The 16,821-nt window shown below is 39.6% G+C and carries 12 protein-coding genes; 11 read left to right on the top strand and 1 reads right to left on the bottom strand.

Translation table 11 applies throughout. From position 1 onward, the window contains the following. The first annotated feature begins 157 nt into the window (after positions 1-157). The 6 genes from F0Q01_RS07155 (at position 158) to F0Q01_RS07130 (ending at position 9,097) form a co-directional block, all read left to right on the top strand. Entirely contained in the window at positions 158-2,842 is a 2,685-nt protein-coding gene (locus F0Q01_RS07155) for a glycoside hydrolase family 3 protein (RefSeq protein WP_163927177.1), read from the top strand. Positions 2,843-2,931: 89 nt separating this feature from the next. Then, positions 2,932-4,281: an SLC13 family permease gene (locus F0Q01_RS07150; protein WP_090487789.1), complete on the top strand. Its 1,350-nt coding sequence runs from the start codon at positions 2,932-2,934 to the stop codon at positions 4,279-4,281. Positions 4,282-4,414: 133 nt separating this feature from the next. Further along, a complete protein-coding gene (locus F0Q01_RS07145; RefSeq protein WP_090153869.1) occupies positions 4,415-5,014 on the top strand; it encodes an AAA family ATPase in 600 nt (199 codons plus the stop codon). A gap of 27 nt (positions 5,015-5,041) precedes the next feature. After that, positions 5,042-6,643 (top strand): response regulator transcription factor, encoded by a 1,602-nt coding sequence (locus F0Q01_RS07140; RefSeq protein ID WP_090487787.1) that lies wholly within the window; start codon positions 5,042-5,044, stop codon positions 6,641-6,643. Positions 6,644-6,723: 80 nt separating this feature from the next. Further along, a complete protein-coding gene (locus tag F0Q01_RS07135) occupies positions 6,724-8,088 on the top strand; it encodes a sensor histidine kinase (RefSeq protein ID WP_242869250.1) in 1,365 nt (454 codons plus the stop codon). Next, a complete protein-coding gene (locus tag F0Q01_RS07130; RefSeq protein WP_090487785.1) occupies positions 8,081-9,097 on the top strand; it encodes an ABC transporter substrate-binding protein in 1,017 nt (338 codons plus the stop codon). Before F0Q01_RS07135 ends, F0Q01_RS07130 begins: the two co-directional genes overlap by 8 nt. A gap of 31 nt (positions 9,098-9,128) precedes the next feature. Here the strand turns inward: F0Q01_RS07130 and F0Q01_RS07125 are convergent, their stop codons facing one another. Then, positions 9,129-10,052, bottom strand: coding sequence for a GntR family transcriptional regulator (locus tag F0Q01_RS07125; RefSeq protein WP_090487783.1), 924 nt, complete (start codon positions 10,050-10,052; stop codon positions 9,129-9,131). A 345-nt stretch (positions 10,053-10,397) separates the two neighbouring features. Between F0Q01_RS07125 and F0Q01_RS07120 the strand changes: the two genes are divergently transcribed. From F0Q01_RS07120 to F0Q01_RS07100, 5 genes are all read left to right on the top strand, one after another. Continuing rightward, positions 10,398-11,498 carry an ABC transporter substrate-binding protein gene (locus F0Q01_RS07120; protein WP_090487781.1) on the top strand — a complete coding sequence of 367 codons (1,101 nt, stop codon included), beginning with the start codon at positions 10,398-10,400 and terminating at the stop codon, positions 11,496-11,498. Between the two features lie 282 nt (positions 11,499-11,780). Beyond that, positions 11,781-13,295, top strand: coding sequence for a sugar ABC transporter ATP-binding protein (locus F0Q01_RS07115; RefSeq protein WP_090153856.1), 1,515 nt, complete (start codon positions 11,781-11,783; stop codon positions 13,293-13,295). Further along, positions 13,295-14,344: an ABC transporter permease gene (locus tag F0Q01_RS07110; protein ID WP_330386080.1), complete on the top strand. Its 1,050-nt coding sequence runs from the start codon at positions 13,295-13,297 to the stop codon at positions 14,342-14,344. Before F0Q01_RS07115 ends, F0Q01_RS07110 begins: the two co-directional genes overlap by 1 nt. Then, a complete protein-coding gene (locus tag F0Q01_RS07105) occupies positions 14,344-15,375 on the top strand; it encodes an ABC transporter permease subunit (RefSeq protein WP_090153854.1) in 1,032 nt (343 codons plus the stop codon). The genes F0Q01_RS07110 and F0Q01_RS07105 overlap by 1 nt, the downstream gene beginning before the upstream one ends. 143 nt (positions 15,376-15,518) lie before the next feature. Further along, positions 15,519-16,808: a diguanylate cyclase domain-containing protein gene (locus F0Q01_RS07100; RefSeq protein WP_090153852.1), complete on the top strand. Its 1,290-nt coding sequence runs from the start codon at positions 15,519-15,521 to the stop codon at positions 16,806-16,808. Positions 16,809-16,821 lie beyond the last annotated feature (13 nt).

Genomic DNA, 16,821 nt, shown 5'->3' with positions numbered 1-16,821 from the left:
ACTATTCATATTAATTACACATATTTTAAATAAATAAATGTTATCATATCTACTAACTAATAAAAAGGATATACTTTTTATTTGGTGGAATATCACAAAAGGGAGCATCATAATGAACTTTAGGCAGTTAAGGGGAGTCTTTTTCAAAGCGGGGAAAATGCAATTCCCAGAACAGAAGAATTTGGTGCGACAGCTTGGCGCAGACAGCATGGTATTACTTAAGAACAGCGATCTTCTTCCTATCAATAGAGGAAAGATTGCTCTTTTTGGCGCGGGCGCAGTAGATACTGTATGCTGTGGTATTTATTACAATTACGTATATACGGATAAAAACGTAAGCATTAAAGAGGGGCTTCTGGAAAATGGATTTACCTTCACCACTGATTCTTGGCTTGAGAAAATGGAAAAGTCATTGAAGCAGGAGGAGAAAGTTCTCAAGAATCAAGCTGAGGACAAGCTTTTTTCTGGACGCAGAGCTTATGTAGAGGAAGTACCTATTTCTGTTGCAGATATGGCAGAGGCAATTCTAGGTACTGACACTTGTATTTACGTTATCCGTAGACAGGCTACTTACGAAGATATAGGCAGCCTTGAATATCAGCTAACAGAGGAGGAACATGAGAATATAAAGCTCATTTCTGGTTCCTTCAAAAATGTTATTCTCGTACTCAATTCTGGCATGATTGAATTGAGTTCAGTGGCAAGGATGAAAAACGTAAAGGCGATAATTCTCATGGGAATTCCTGGAATGGAAGCAGGCAATTCTCTTGCAGATGTGCTTACAGGAATTGTAAATCCTAGCGGTCGCCTTACATCTACTTGGGCTAAGAAGTACAAGGATTACTCAACTTGCTACAATGCAACCAAACGCAAAGACACATCTAAAGAAATCGATTACAAAGAAGGTATCTATGTGGGATACCGTTATTTTGATGCCTTTGATGTGGCACCACTTTATCCATTTGGATATGGTTTGAGCTATACCAATTTTAGAATTGATGCCAGATATTTTGAGGCGAGTTGGATGGGCGGAGTAGTAATCCGAGTAAAGGTAACCAACACAGGAGATGTATCTGGCAGACAGGTTGTGCAGGTATACTGTTCTCAGCCTGAGGACAAGCTTGATAAGCCATATCAGATTCTAGTAGGTTTTGGAAAGACTGGTAAGCTGAAGCCTGGTGAATCAGAGGAGATAACCATGAAAATACCTATCATGCAGTTATGCTCTTTTGATGAAGAAAATAGTCAGTGGATTATGGAGAAGGGAGACTATCTTTTTAGAATAGGAGATAACTCAAGAAATACAAATCTTTGCGCAAAGCTAGTTTTGGACAAGCGAACTGTTTTCAAGCGCGTAACAGAAGTTATTTCCCCTAAGAAGAATTTGGAATTTTTGACTCCACCACCAAGGACATTGGAGAAGACAGGATACATTTTTTCAACGTCACTTTCTGGAGATGATTTTAATTCTGAGAATAAAGTGGTCGTTCCAACTAAGAGTTTTACCACACTTGTGCCAGAGGGCAGCAATTACGTATCCTATGTAAATAGCAATCCATACGAGATTCCTTTTAGAGCAGAGGAGAAAATCGAGTATGTAAAGCCATGTGGAACTACAACATTTTTTGACGTAATAAAAGAAAAGATTACAATGGAAGAATTTGTCTCATCCCTTTCCCCAGAGATTTTGGCAAGAATTGTCTCTGGAGAATTAAATGAGTCAAAGCTTCAAAATGAAAATCGATTTGGATTTGATTTTAGATTTGATAGAAACAAGCTTGAAGTGGCAGCTAGGACCACATCCCAGTTTGCAACCACTCTTGGAATTCCTGGGGTGACAATAGCTGATGGACCATCAGGACTTCATCTTAAGGGTGTGTATTGCACATGCTATCCATCGCCTATGAACATGGCCCAGACTTGGGATATGGGAGCAATGGTTAGAATGGGAAGAGCCTATGGCAGAGAGATGGAGCACTACGGTATTGACTATTGTTTGGCACCATCACTTAATATTGTCAGAAACCCAATGAAGTGTATAGCATACGAACTATACTCTGAGGATCCTAGTTTATCTGGAATTATGGGCGCTGGCTTTATAATGGGTGTGAAAAGGTATGAAGGTCGCAATGTGATTATCAAGAATCTTCCTACCATTAATCAGGAAAACTTTAGAAGAGATGTTAATATAAATGTTTCCTCTAGAGCATTTGGTGAGATATATCTTAGATCATTTTCTGTGTGCCAATTTACAGGTCAGCCGGCAGGTGTGCTTAGTAGCACTAATAGCATAAACGGTGAACCTGCTTGTTCACAGCGTGGACTCAATACAGATATCATTAGAAATGACTGGGGATTTAAGGGATTTGTTATGTCTGATTGGGGCAGTGATACTGAAAAATCATATGATTTACATGCAGGATGTGATTTGATTATGCCAGGATATAATCCAGATAAAATCCTTGAGTCCATGATGGAGACGGCGCCAACATTTGAAGAGGATGGCTATGTTTCAGTTGTGGAGACAGCGTATTTGTATGATATTCCAATGATTCGTTATGAAAATTGGGGCTCATTCATGCTGGATAAAGATGGCAAAGACAAAGTGGTGGCAAAGGTGCCTGCTGATATAGAAATCAGTGAAAAAGCTCTGAAAGCCGAAAAGGAAGGTCTTTGCAAAATAGAGACTGAGATGGATGGTACAAAGACTATAACATATTTCGGTATAGATAGAGGCGCATATTTTGCTCTTGGAGAATTGCAACAGGCAGTAATTCATATACTGTCAGCAATAAAAGATTCAGCAGCAATGAAGAAATTAATGGAACATGTAAAAATTTGAGACATTATTTATAAATTGTTGGTTTTAAAATTGTTCTCCCTCGTATACAATAGTAAGCAGTTAATTATTGTATACGGAGGGAGTTTTTTATGCTGGCGGAAATATTTGCAGTTGTAATTTTCGTGACAATGTTTGGATTTATCGTATGGGATAGATTTCCAAAGCATTATGTAACCCTTGGCTGTGGCGCGCTTACTAGTATATTTGTATTTGGAGTAGGTATGCGCAGCGTAAAAGCATTTGTTGATACTATTGCTGTAGGCGGTATTTTTAAGAGGGATTTTTGGTATGCAGCCGAAGAGGCATCCGAACAGACTTCAGGTGTCAACTGGGCTACCATTATTTTCCTCTGGGGCATGATGATAATGGTTGAAGGAATGGCAGAAGCCGGATTCTTTGATTGGCTCTGTTTGAAGATAGCAAAGCTTGCTCATTACGAGCCAGTGAGAATTTTTGTGGCATTTATGGTTTTGTCATCTGTTCTTGCTATGTTCATTGATTCCATTACAGTTATTTTATTCCTTGCAGCAGTTACTATCAGACTTGCAAGAACACTTAAATTTAATCCGATACCGGTTATTATGGCAGAGATTTTCTGTGCCAACTTAGGTGGAAGCGCAACTATGTGTGGCGATCCACCAAACATTATCATTGGTACTTCTCTAGGGTATTCATTCTCAGATTTTGTACTTAACACAGGTGCAATCGGAGCTGTTTCTCTTGTGATTATTATTATTTATTTCTACTTTACAATGAGAAATAGACTTCAGGACCCTGCAGATAAGGTGGATCCATCTACAATTGATGTAGAGATTCGAATCGACAACATGAAAGAATTTTTGACAAGTACCGTTATTTTCCTTATTGCAGTTGCACTTTTGGTTACACACGCTATGACAGGCCTTACAGTAGCATTCATAGGTGTTTTCATTGCTGCTATTACACTTATTACTGCAGGCCGCAAGGCAATCACACTTTTAAAGAGAGTTGATTATCCTACATTATTGTTCTTTATAGGACTTTTTATTGTAGTAGGCGGTTTGGAGCAGACAGGTATTCTTGAGATAATCGCTGAGTTTATTGCCAAGGTTTCAGGTGGTAATGCATTCGTTATGATTGCTATTATCCTTTGGGTAAGTGCTATCGCTTCAGCATTTATTGATAACATTCCATTCTCAGCTACTATGATTCCTGTTATTCGTACACTTGCTGCTACTACAGGCGTAGATCTTTCAACTATGGCATGGACACTTGCTATCGGAACAGACATCGGTGGCAGTATGACTCCAATCGGCGCCAGCGCCAACGTAGTAGGTATTTCTACAGCAGGTAAAGAAGGTTACCCAATTAGCTGGGCCACATACTGTAAGGAACTTGTTCCAGGTACGATTATCGTGCTTGTAGTATCTATGATTAGTATTTATATTAGATATCTTTAAAATGATAGTCTCTCTTGGGTCTGTAGCCCTTGAGAGACTTTTTCGTTTTATTAAGTAAACTCAAAGACATGACTCGACTTCTGAGAATTAATCATATAAAATAAAAGTAGAAAATACTGGAGGAGGGGAGCATATGGGGCAGTTTATCATTTCAGTAGGTAGAGAATATGGCAGTGGTGGTCATGAGATTGCCAGCATCTTATCGGAGAAATTCGATATTCCTATGTACGACAGAAATATGCTGGATCAGATGGCCGAGAAAAATGGTATCGATTCTGAGGAGCTCCACAAGCACGAAGAGATGAAGCATCAGGGGCTGCATCGCACCGTTAGAGGTCATTCATCATCTATTCAAGACACCATCGCCCAGTTACAGTTTGATTTTATTCGTAACAAGGCAGCCAGTGGAGAGAGTTTTGTGGTTGTAGGCAGATGCGCGGAGAATGTTCTTCGAGACAATCCAGCCCTTATCTCTATATTTGTAAGAGGTGATGAGGAGGCCAAGACAGAGCGTATATGTCGTCTTTACAAGCTTAACAAGCTAGAGGCCAAGGCCAAGATGTTTAGACACGATAAAAAGCGTAAGGCATATCACAATTACTATTCAAAGATGAAGTGGGGCGATAGTAGAGGATATGATTTTTGCGTGAATAGTTCACTTATGGGAGTTGAAGCCACAGCAGAGGCTCTCTACAAGATGATTTCAGAGTTTTTGAAATCGAAGGAGCAGTAAGGTTATATAAAGGAATTTTGGGGAATAATGTATAGTGTATTTTTAGTCGAGGATGAAATTGTTATCCGCGACGGGTTAAAAGCTAGTTTTCCATGGGAACAGGCGGGATTTGCCTACGTTGGGGATGCCGCAGATGGAGAGATGGCGTTACCACTTATTAGACAAACTAAGCCGGACGTACTTATTACAGATATCAGGATGCCATTTATGGATGGTATAGCTTTGTCCAAAATGATTAGAAAAGAGCTTCCTGATACACGTATTATTATCATAAGTGGTTTTGATGATTTTTCTTATGCCCAGGAAGCGATTAATATTGGCGTGGATAACTATATCCTTAAGCCAATTACCAAGGACAAGCTTGGGGATGTTATGTCCGAGGTCAAGATAAAACTGGATAAGGAAAATGAAAAAAATAATTATCTAGAGCAATTCAAAGAAGAGTCTCAAGAGTACGAGCAATTCGCCAGGGTAAAATTTTTTAATCAATTGGTAAATGGCACCATGTCTGTTTTGGAGGTTTACGAACGTTCCGAGGAGCTGGGGCTTTCTCTTGATGCGACTCATTACAATCTTGTACTTCTTGATTTTACCCCTATGACAGGAGTGGCAGCTGCTCCTGCATATTCTAAGCAGATGGCTCGTCTTTCAGAGCAGCTGATGCAATATCTAAAGTGTTGCCCAGAGTATATAGTTTTCCATTGGAGTATGGATACCTATGCCATCATAGTTAAGGGCGACGAATCAACAATAGAATCTCACACTTCGAATTTAATTGAAAATATTAAGCGCCGCTGCATGGTATACGAGGACGAGATTAATTGGTATTTGGCAGAAAGTGGAATTCTCACACGCTTCTCAGAGTTTGCCAAAGGATGTCAGGTTGCCAATAAGCGACTTAGCTGTAGATATATGAACCCGGCAGGTCACATTTTTACAGATGATGATATAGAGGCTATAAAAAATAGTGAGGATAATGCTGAGGCTTCAATCGACCAGCGTTTGGTATCGCTATTTCTGGAGAATGCAGAGGAATCAGAAATCCAAGGTTTCTTAAGCAATCTTATAAGCAAGCAGACAAAAAATGCCCTAAATTCCACAATGTTTTGCAAATATTTTGCCATGACAATGTATATGTGTGTCTGCGATTATTTAAGAAAATTATCAATTGACCCAAATGAGGCATTGGAAGATGATACAAGAAGAGCAATTGAGAATGTCAACTGCCAGACTGTTATGGAACTGGTAGAGAAGATGTTTGAAGTGGCTATTTCTAAGCGTAAAAATTTAGTAGGCAAGCAGTCTAAATCACAGCTTGCAGCAGCTATCAAATATGTAGATGAGCATTATGGGGATTCCAACCTCAGTCTTAATGAGGTGGCAAAGGAGGTCAATATTTCTCCAAGCTACCTTAGTGCCATGTTCTCTAGAGAGAATAAGACTACATTTGTAGAGTACATGACTTCTAGGAGAATGGAACATGCCAAGCATATGCTTCTTAGCACAAATGAAAAGGCTCAGGTAATTGCGGAAAAAGTGGGTTATAAGGACCCTCATTATTTCAGCTATATTTTCAAGAAGACCTACGGAATTAGTCCAAAAGAATTTAGAGCAAAGGGGCAGGGCTGATGAGAATACGCGGGGAACTAAAGAAAAAAACTACCACCAGCCATATGCTGCACAAATTAATAACAGTAATTCTTTTGCCTATGAGTATAGTTATTGCTATTCTCATAGGCATCTTAGGATGGTATTCAATTCAGTATCGAACTATCCTTCATAATGTAACGGCAGCTTCTGAGTTCAACCAGGATTTCAAAAACGATGTTGATTTGAAAATGTTTTACTATGTCAGCGATAGTGCCTATTCTGAAGGAAAGCCAGTGGATGAGGTTGAAAGCGCAAGAGAGCTTGCAGATCAGCTTTTGAAGCAGACACAAGAAAAGCCTAGTATCGATGCTATAGAATCAGTTAGAGATTTGTGTATCACCCTTGAGGAGAGAATGGATGAAATAGATAATGCCACCTCCTATGATGAGGGGATGGTTCAGCTGGAGAATAATATTTACATCCTAACGGAGCTGATTCAGACATTTATGTACGACTATCTGTATCACGAGTCAGTTCACTTGAGCCAGTTGCAGACAGAGATTACCAGAGAGCTACAATACTTGATTATAGCCACTATAGTGGCGGTTATTCTGCTTGTTATAGCTATTGGCGTATACACAACACATACTACCGAGAAAATTACTAATCCACTTACAAAGCTGACCAATCGTGTAAGGGATATTCAAAAGGGAGATTTTGAACAGAGGATACCGGTTGAGGCAGAGGAGATTGAGGTTCAGACTCTGTCAGATGGTTTTGAGGAAATGGTGGGGCAGCTTAATTCTTTGATTCAGGAGAATAAAAAGGCTGAGAGAAGAAAACGCCACGCTGAGCTGGAGCTACTTCAGGCTCAGATTAATCCGCATTTTTTGTACAATACTTTAGATACAATTATCTGGCTCATTGAGGCAGACAAAAAAGAAGATAGTATACAGATGGTAAGTGCCTTATCGGATTTCTTTAGATTCTGTTTAAGTCGAGGTAAGGATATTATCAGCCTGGAAGAAGAGGAAAAACATGTACTTAGTTACCTTGCAATCCAAAAGGTTAGATATCAGGATAGGATGGATTACGAGGTGGTTATTCCAAAGGACCTTTACGATTATTCTATTCCAAAGCTGACGCTTCAGCCTTTGGTTGAAAATAGTATTTACCACGGTATCAAGCTTCAGCGAGAAAAGGGCTCTATTCGAGTAGAGGCTGTGGACTTGGGAGACAAGATAGAGCTTTCTGTTAGGGATAATGGAGCTGGAATGACAGAAGAGCGTTTGCAGGAAATGCGAACAGCAATTGAGACAGGAGAAAAGACAGGATTTGGCCTTAGAACTGTCCATGAGAGAATGCAACTTTTGTATGGTGAAGAATACGGACTTACCATAGCAAGTACTGAGGGGGTTGGAACAACAGTAATAGCTGTTATTCCTAAAATATTAAATAGCGAGAAGGGGATAATTAATGTTTAAGAACAATAGAATAGTGATTGGTCTCCTTTGCATTATGCTTGCATTTGTGGTGATTGCTTGTCAGGAGAAAACAGTTGATCCATACGTAGAAGAAGAGGAAAGTTCTCTTATAACAGTGGGATTTTCCCAGCCTGGAGCAGAGTCTGCCTGGCGTGTTGCTTTAACAGATTCTGTAAAGGAGAATTTCACCGAGGAGCGAGGCTACAAGCTAATCTATAAGGATGGCCGGTCAAAACAGGATAATCAGATAAAGGACATAAGGACATTTATCCAGCAGGGAGTTGATTATATTATCATCAGCCCTATAGTGGAGACAGGTTGGGATACAGTATTGTCAGAGGCAAAGGAAGCTGGGATTCCAGTAATAATCTGCGATAGAAACGTAACGGTTTCAAATGAATCTCTATACACAGCCTTTGTTGGCTCAGATTTCAAAGCAGAAGGGGACTATGCAATTACGAATTTAGAAATTCTTCTGGCAGAAAATGGAAAAGCAGATAGACCGGTAAATATAGTACATATCCAGGGAACACTTGGCTCATCAGCACAGCTTGGCAGAACCAAGGCCCTCGAAGATGCCATAGAGACTCACGATAATTGGAACATCGTGTATCAGGATTGCGGAGAGTTTACTAAGGCTAAGGGGCGAGAAATAATGTCAAATGCCCTAAAGGAAGTTGGCGCAGGAAATATAGATGTAGTTTACTGCGAAAATGACGAGGAAGCTTTTGGTGCAATAGCTGCCATGAATGAGGCTGGAGTAAGATATGGAATGGAAGGTGGAATTAAGGTGGTCTCATTTGACGCTATGAATTCAGCCCTAACCATGTGTATGGCAGGTCAGATAAGCATAGAGGTAGAGTGTAATCCCCTCCAGGGTCCATATATCTATAATCTTATAAATCATCTTGAAAAAGAAAAAGTGGTGCCAAAGATTACATATATTCATGAGGAATGTTTTACAAGTGATATGCTAGATGTGGATTTTATTGCATCAAGAAAATTCTAAAAAACGCCAAGGAATTACTCCTTGGCATTTTTTATTTAATCATTGATATAAGTGCCTTTGCAGCAGGCTTGCCTATACTTTTAGATTCTATTTCTGACCTAAATACAGGATAGATACCATCTACATTTATGGTGTCGTCATCGAGATATACAGTTTCTACTGTATTATAGGCTTGCTTTAAAAATTTGTTTATAAAAGAGGAGCTTCTAGTATTAACCCCCACTGGATCCTTTGAATTACACCAGAGAAAACAATTGTCATGATACGAAAGTCCTGCATCTCTAATAGCATCTACAAATCCAGAATATGTCAGAACTGAAGATTTATTATCTAGTAGAAAAATTCCACCTAAATCTTTTTTACCCATGTTTATAAAAGAGCGAGCTGTCTGGTAGCCTAGGTTGTAACTATCAGATGAAATCTCCTTGCCATTATATATGCCAATAGGTGTTGCTTCCAAGAATATAACAGGAGTCTTGCGACGAAGGAGCTGTTGCATCAAATCCACATTCATAGAAGGAAGAGCTGAAAGTGCTGGCTCAATTATAAGACCTGCATACATATCATCTAGCATCAGCTGAAGGTAGCTACGCTCCTTGGAAAATTCATTAGAAGTCTGGTGGTGCTCTACTTTAAAGCCTTGTTTTAAAAGTGTAGATGAAATATCAGAAAGAAGTGAACTGCCTCTTTGAGATGAAATATCTGGAAGTAAAATCATCACTGTATCTTTTTTAGAAGAATCACTTTTACCTATAACTGTATTTCCACTTCCCCAGTGTTTGCTTATTATTCCGTCCTTAACAAGTAGATCTAAGGCCTGTCGCACCGTTGAGCGGCTTACATTATAAATTTTAGCAAGTTCAACTTCTGTAGGTAATTTTGAGGCCATTGGATAGGTGCCCTGTAAAATTTCCTCATTAATTTTTTCTCTAAGTAAAATATATTTTGGAATCATAAAAATTATCCCCCTAAGCGTAAGAGTTCCCCTCTCATAAATCAAATGATAGCATAGTTTGACTAAAATTGGTATGAAAATTGTTCAACATTCAAACATACCAATCTTAAAATATTCTCTTTTTAAATTAAAAATATTCAACCTAAAAATGAAAAATCAACACTTAATCCTGAAATTGGTATGCAAAATATTGGACTGGTAAAAATTGGTACTATCCTATGTTTAGAAACCAACTTTTTTGCACCTGTTTTATTGTTGCAAAAATTTCATGATGCTACATTAGGATTAGAAAAAAACAAGGGCCAGCAATTGGGGCTGGTTAGGAGAAGGAAGGAGATTAACCTTATGAAAAAAAGATTATTAGCAGGAATGTTTGCAACCCTCATGGCTGCATCAATGGTAGCATGTGGTTCTGATGGTGGTTCCACAGGTGGAGCAGCACCAGCAGATGGCGGTGAGGCTACAGAGGCTGAGGGCGGAGACGCAGCTGCTAACGGAGATGTAATTACAGTTGGTTTTGCACAGGTTGGACATGAGTCTGATTGGCGTACAGCATCTACTAAATCAGTTCAGGATGCTTTCTCAGCAGCTAACGGATATGATCTTCAGTTTGTTGATTGTGATAACGATTCAAAGGCTCAGATCGATGCAGTTAGACAGTTCGTTCAGAACGACGTTGATTACATCGTAATCGATCCTATCGTTTCAACAGGTTGGGATACAGTTCTTACAGAGTGCGAGGACGCAGGTATTCCTGTAATCGTAATCGATAGAACAATCGAAGATTCTGATAAGTATGTTTCATGGGTAGGTTCAGAGTTCATGAACGAAGGTCTTGCATCTGGTGCATGGCTCAAGGCTTACGCTGAGGCAAAGGGTATTGATGACCTTAACGTTCTCGTTATCGAGGGTTCTAATGGTTCTTCAGCTCAGATCGGACGTACAGATGGATTTAAGAAGTACGCTGACGAAGAGGGATGGACAATCCTTGATTCACAGGATGGTAACTTTACACAGGAAGGTGGACAGCAGGTTATGGAGTCTTACTGCAAGTCATATGCAGGTAAGTTCAACGTAGTTGTTTGCCAGAATGATAACGAAGCATTTGGTGCTATGGATGCTATGAAGGCAGCTGGTGTTTCTTATGGTGTTGACGGCGATGTAATCCTTATCTCATTTGATGCTTGCAAGGCTGGTCTTGAGTATGTACAGTCAGGCGATATCAATGCAGACTTCATGTGCTACCCACTTCAGGGTTCTTATTGTGCAGATATCATCAAGGCACTTCAGAATGGTGAGACAGTTGCTAAGGAAACATTCATGACAGAGCCATGGTACGTAGCAGAAGATATCCTTCCTTCAATCACATATACAAACAACGCTGGTGAAGAGGTTACAGAGGATCTTATCGTAGTAACTGATGCAGCTTCACAGGCTTCATACTAAAAAATGCATGCTCAGGATTGAGCAAAGCATAGTTTACCAGTAGTAAAGAAAATAGGGGAGGATGTCCTCCCCTATTATTATAACTAAGCTAGTAGCTATCAAGCTTTTGGTGGTGAAATGTTTAATTACCTGTAGTTCACAAGCTCTTAGATTGCTTAAGGGAATCGTTTTAGATGACCGAAGCAATACTATGGCTTGTGAACGTAACAGGTATAAGAAAAAGCCAAGGCTTGTATGCGTAACTAGCGTAGATATTAGAAATAAAGAAAGTGGAGAACGATTATGGATGAAAATATTTTGATTACTATGCGGGACATATCCAAATCCTTTCCAGGTGTAAAAGCATTAGATCATGCACAGTTTACTCTTAGAAAGGGAGAGATACATGCGCTTATGGGAGAAAACGGTGCGGGCAAGTCTACACTTATCAAAGTGTTGACTGGTGTTTATTCTCTCGACGCAGGTGAGATTCATGTAGCAGGAGTGGATGGGCCAGTAATAAACCACTCAACATTAGAGGCCCAGGAAAAAGGAATTGCTACAGTATACCAGGAAGTTAACCTTTGTCCTAACCTGACTGTGGCAGAAAACTTATTTATTGGCCGCGAGCCAAAGACACCTATTGGAACCATCGACTGGAGAACAATGAACAAGAAAGCAAAAGAGATAGTCGATGGATTGGAATTAAAAATTGACGTAACTATTGCACTTGAAAATTATTCTCTTGCAATACAACAGATGATAGCTATTGCAAGAGCTGTAGATATGGATTGTAAAGTTCTCATTCTTGATGAGCCAACATCATCACTTGATGATAATGAAGTTGAAAAGCTCTTCAAGGTAATGAGAGATCTTAAAGCAAAGGGAGTTGGAATAATATTTGTTACTCATTTCTTAGAGCAGGTTTATGAAGTGTGTGACACAATTACTGTTCTGAGAAATGGCGAGTTTGCTGGTGAGTATTCGGTGGAAGAAATGCCTCGTGTCAAGCTTGTGGCGGCAATGCTTGGTAAGGATTTCGACGATCTTGCCTCTATTAAAAAGGAAGGAGCCTCACATGTTTCGGACGATGTTGTTGTTGATGCTACTAATCTCAGCCACAAGGGAACAATTAAGCCATTTGATTTCCAGATTAAAAAGGGCGAGGTTGTGGGCGTTACTGGCCTTCTTGGGTCGGGCCGCTCAGAGATGGTGCGCTGCATCTATGGTGCAGATAAAGCTCAAACTGGCGAATTAAAAGTCAACGGCAAGAAGCTCAACATTAAAGAGCCACTTGATGCTATCAAAGCTGGTATGGGATATTTGCCAGATGATAGAAAGGCCGATGGATGTATTGGTGATCTTTCAGTTAGGGAGAATATTATTCTTGCCCTTCAGGCAAAGAATGGTATGTTCAAAAAGATTCCAGCTTCAAAACAAAATGAAATTGCAGATAAGTTCATAGATATGTTGCAGATTAAAACTGCATCAAGGGAGACTCCTATAAATCAATTATCAGGTGGTAATCAACAAAAGGTTATCCTGGCAAGATGGTTATGCACACATCCTGATTTCCTTATTCTTGATGAGCCAACAAGAGGTATCGATATCGGTACTAAGACAGAATTCCAGAAGCTTGCCCTTAAGTTTGCCGAGGAAGATGGAATGAGTATCGTCTTCATTTCTTCTGAAATAGAGGAGATGCTTCGTACATGCACAAGAATGTATGTAATGCGTGATGGCGCACAAGTTGGAGAAATATCTGGCGAGATGACTCAGGAATCAGTCATGGCTGCCATAGCAGGAGGTGGAGAATAATGATGGAGAATTTTAAGAAGCTTGCAAAGAAACCACTGTTCTTGCCGATTTTTTGTATGATTTTGGTATTGTTGATTAATGTGATTAAGTCCCCAGACTTCTTCGCTATTAAAATCAACAACGGTGTTTTGTTTGGTAGAATTATTGATATTTTAAATCGTGGTTCAGAGATTGCGATTTTAGCAGTTGGACAGACCCTTGTAGTAGCGGTATCAGCGGGAACCGATATTTCAGTGGGTTCTGTAATGTCCCTTTCAGCATGTGGATGCTGTATGTTGCTTGCAGGATATGGTAACAACTCAGTATCAACACTTGCAGTACCAATGGTAGTTGGTATGTTATTTGGTGTATTCATGGGCGGTCTCAGTGGCGCAATGAATGGTGCACTTGTAGCGAAGCTTAAAATACAGCCAATGGTTGCTACGCTGATTCTGTTTACAGCAGGTAGAGCTATAGGTCTTTTGCTTTGCAACAACCAGATTACTTATATTCGTTATGAGCCGTACAAGTATCTGGGAAATTTCTTGCCGGGATGTCCAATTCCTACACCAGTTTTTGTGGCAATAATTGTAATAGCTGTTGTGTCTATTCTTCTTAAGAAAACAGCTTTAGGACTTTATATTCAGTCAGTTGGTATCAATAGCCGCGCAGCTAGAATATCAGGTATCAACTCAGAAGTTATTTGCTTTATCTGCTATGTAATTTGCGGCATCTGCGCAGGTATTGCAGGTATTGTAGCTTCATCAAGAATCTATTCAGCTGATTCAAATAATATTGGTCTTACATTTGAATTGGATGCCATCCTTGCAGTTGCTCTTGGTGGCAACTCACTTGGCGGTGGTAAATTCAATCTTGCAGGATCAATCATCGGTGCTTATACAATTCAGGCTATCACAACAACACTTCTTGCAATGGGTGTTTCAACTGATAAGGCACCAGTATTTAAGGCAATTATCGTTATTATTATCGTAGTTGTGCAGGCTCCAGCCTTTAAGGCATACATGGCAGCTAGAAGAGCTCAAAAAGCTAGTGTAAAGGAGGCGGCATAATGAAGACAAAGAGAAAACTTGATTCAAATACTGTACTTGTTTTCATAACCATAGCATTATTTGTTGTTATGTACGCTATCGGTTGTGGAATCTATCAGGATAAAGGTTTTGGAAACCTCCAGACATTTTTAAATATTTTAATTAACAACGCAGGTCTTATCTGTGTAACATGCGGTATGACATGCGTAATGCTCACAGGCGGAATTGATATTTCCGTTGGCTCAGTAATAGCAATGGACTGTATGCTTTTGGTTTATGGTATGACTGAGTGGAAAATGGGCGCTGTTCAGATGGTTATTCTGATTCTTGTAATCGGACTTATATTTGGTGCAGTTCAGGGCTTCCTTGTAGGTTATCTAGAAATCCAGCCATTCATTGTAACAATGGCAGGTATGTTCTTTGCAAGAGGTATGACAGCTGTTATCTGCTCTGGACAGATTTCTATTACAGAAGCTGACAACCCAACATTCTATGCTTGGGCAAATTCAAAAATTAACCTTCCAGAATTTTTAGGTAAGGCTAATAGACATGGAAAAATCGTTGTTCCATATATACGACCAACAGTAATCATTGCATTTTTAGTACTCATCCTTATTTTCTTAATGCTTAAGTACACAAAGTTTGGCCGTAATCTATATGCAGTTGGTGGAAACCAAATGTCAGCAACAATGATGGGACTTAATGTTAAGAAGACCAAGATGTTATCCCATGTCCTTTCTTCATTACTTTGCTCAATCGGTGGTATTCTTTATTGCTTGAATACAATGTCCGGTTCAGTAAATCAGGCGACAGGACTAGAAATGGATGCAATCGCATCGGCCGTAATCGGTGGAACCCTCCTTACAGGTGGTGTTGGAAATGTTATAGGATCATTCTTCGGTGTAATGATCACAGGTACAATTACAGTACTTGTTAATACAAATGGAAAACTCCTTTCAAGCTGGGCAAACATTGCCACAGCAGCCCTCCTTTGCATTTTCATCATTCTCCAATCTGTTTTTGCACTGGTTAAGGCTAGACGTAACAAGTAGGTTCTTTCATTTTCTTTAATCTAATCTTTCATACACAAAGGGCGAGTCTTAATTGACTCGTCTTTTGCTTTTTTTATAAATACTTACCTTAATTGTAAAATGTTGTATAATTAGACTAACAACAGGCTTTATGAGGGGTGATTATGAAAAAGAAACAGTTTAAAAACAGTCTTAAAACTCAAATGCTTAGGATGACAATAGTTCCTCTTGCTATTATGACAATTGTTATTGTGGCTGTCAGTGGAAGTATTGTAAAAAAGGCAATTACCGACAAAATAGAAGATGAATTGATAAGCAATGCAGAGCTTGTTGGATTCATATTTGATAAATATTATGTGGGGGATTTCAGAGTTGAGACCAATAGCGAGACAGGCGAGGTAGATTTATACAAGGGTGATGAGAAGCTTAATGGCGATGACACCTTGATGAAGAATCTATCTGACGTTCTTGGAATCCAGATATCTATTTTTTACAATGACACTAGAATTATTACCACATTATCTGATGAAGAAGGCAACAGTGCCATGGGCACAGCGGCTGCTGCTGTAGTAAAAAGAGATGTTCTGGAAAAGAAGGAGAGCGCTTTCTACACTAATGTAATGGTCTATGATGAAAAGAGCTTTGCATACTACAAGCCACTTTTATCAGATGATGGCACAGCAATTGGTATGATAGCTGTATGTGAATCTGGAGCACTTGTAAACAGAGAGGTAATCAAATACGTTATTCCTGTTATAGCGGTATGCTTGATTATTTCTGTTTTCTTTGGCTTTATAATGGTCCGCTACAACAAGCGCATTGCCAATAGAATTGTAAAGATAGACAAGTATATGAATTCTCTGGCAAATGGAGAATTCAAAAGTGAGATGCCTCGAGAATTGATGAGCGCAGATGATGAAATCAAGCATCTTGCCACTGATGGTAAGCGAATGGCTCATTCTCTTATGATGCTAGTTGAATACGACGCATTGACAGAACTTAACAATAGACGTTTCGCTGATAAAAAGCTTCAGGAGATTCGTGTTGCAGCAGTAGAGCAAGGCGTCAAATATTGCCTTTGCATCGCTGATATTGACTTCTTTAAAAAGGTTAACGACACCTACGGTCATGAGATGGGTGATGTGGTACTTAAGGCAGTGGCAGACAAGCTAAAAGCTGGAATGGTAGGCAAGGGCTTTGCAGCACGCTGGGGCGGCGAGGAGTTCCTTCTTATATTCAAGGACCGAGAGCTTGACATAGCAAGGCGAGAGCTTTCAATGATAATGGATCAGGTTCGCACCATTTACGTGCCAGACACCGATAGACAGATTACCATGTCATTTGGATTGACAGCCCTGGTTCCAGGGGAGACCATCGACGAAGTACTTAATCGAGCAGATGCAAATCTATACGAGGCCAAGGAAACTGGTCGAGACCAGATTATATGTAAATAGGATAAAAATAACG

The sequence above is a fragment of the Pseudobutyrivibrio xylanivorans genome (assembly GCF_010906925.1).
In the GTDB taxonomy this organism is placed as follows: Bacteria; Bacillota; Clostridia; order Lachnospirales; family Lachnospiraceae; genus Pseudobutyrivibrio.
This window is presented reverse-complemented; position numbering and strand designations above follow the sequence as displayed.

What these genes read in the sequence shown, in the direction of transcription:
- F0Q01_RS07155 (WP_163927177.1), top strand. Translation starts at nt 158, where the DNA reads ATGCAATTCCCAGAACAGAAGAATTTGGTGCGACAGCTTGGCGCAGAC.
- F0Q01_RS07150 (WP_090487789.1), top strand. Translation starts at nt 2,932, where the DNA reads ATGCTGGCGGAAATATTTGCAGTTGTAATTTTCGTGACAATGTTTGGA.
- F0Q01_RS07145 (WP_090153869.1), top strand. Translation starts at nt 4,415, where the DNA reads ATGGGGCAGTTTATCATTTCAGTAGGTAGAGAATATGGCAGTGGTGGT.
- F0Q01_RS07140 (WP_090487787.1), top strand. Translation starts at nt 5,042, where the DNA reads ATGTATAGTGTATTTTTAGTCGAGGATGAAATTGTTATCCGCGACGGG.
- F0Q01_RS07135 (WP_242869250.1), top strand. Translation starts at nt 6,724, where the DNA reads ATGAGTATAGTTATTGCTATTCTCATAGGCATCTTAGGATGGTATTCA.
- F0Q01_RS07130 (WP_090487785.1), top strand. Translation starts at nt 8,081, where the DNA reads ATGTTTAAGAACAATAGAATAGTGATTGGTCTCCTTTGCATTATGCTT.
- F0Q01_RS07125 (WP_090487783.1), bottom strand. Translation starts at nt 10,052, where the DNA reads ATGATTCCAAAATATATTTTACTTAGAGAAAAAATTAATGAGGAAATT.
- F0Q01_RS07120 (WP_090487781.1), top strand. Translation starts at nt 10,398, where the DNA reads ATGAAAAAAAGATTATTAGCAGGAATGTTTGCAACCCTCATGGCTGCA.
- F0Q01_RS07115 (WP_090153856.1), top strand. Translation starts at nt 11,781, where the DNA reads ATGGATGAAAATATTTTGATTACTATGCGGGACATATCCAAATCCTTT.
- F0Q01_RS07110 (WP_330386080.1), top strand. Translation starts at nt 13,295, where the DNA reads ATGATGGAGAATTTTAAGAAGCTTGCAAAGAAACCACTGTTCTTGCCG.
- F0Q01_RS07105 (WP_090153854.1), top strand. Translation starts at nt 14,344, where the DNA reads ATGAAGACAAAGAGAAAACTTGATTCAAATACTGTACTTGTTTTCATA.
- F0Q01_RS07100 (WP_090153852.1), top strand. Translation starts at nt 15,519, where the DNA reads ATGAAAAAGAAACAGTTTAAAAACAGTCTTAAAACTCAAATGCTTAGG.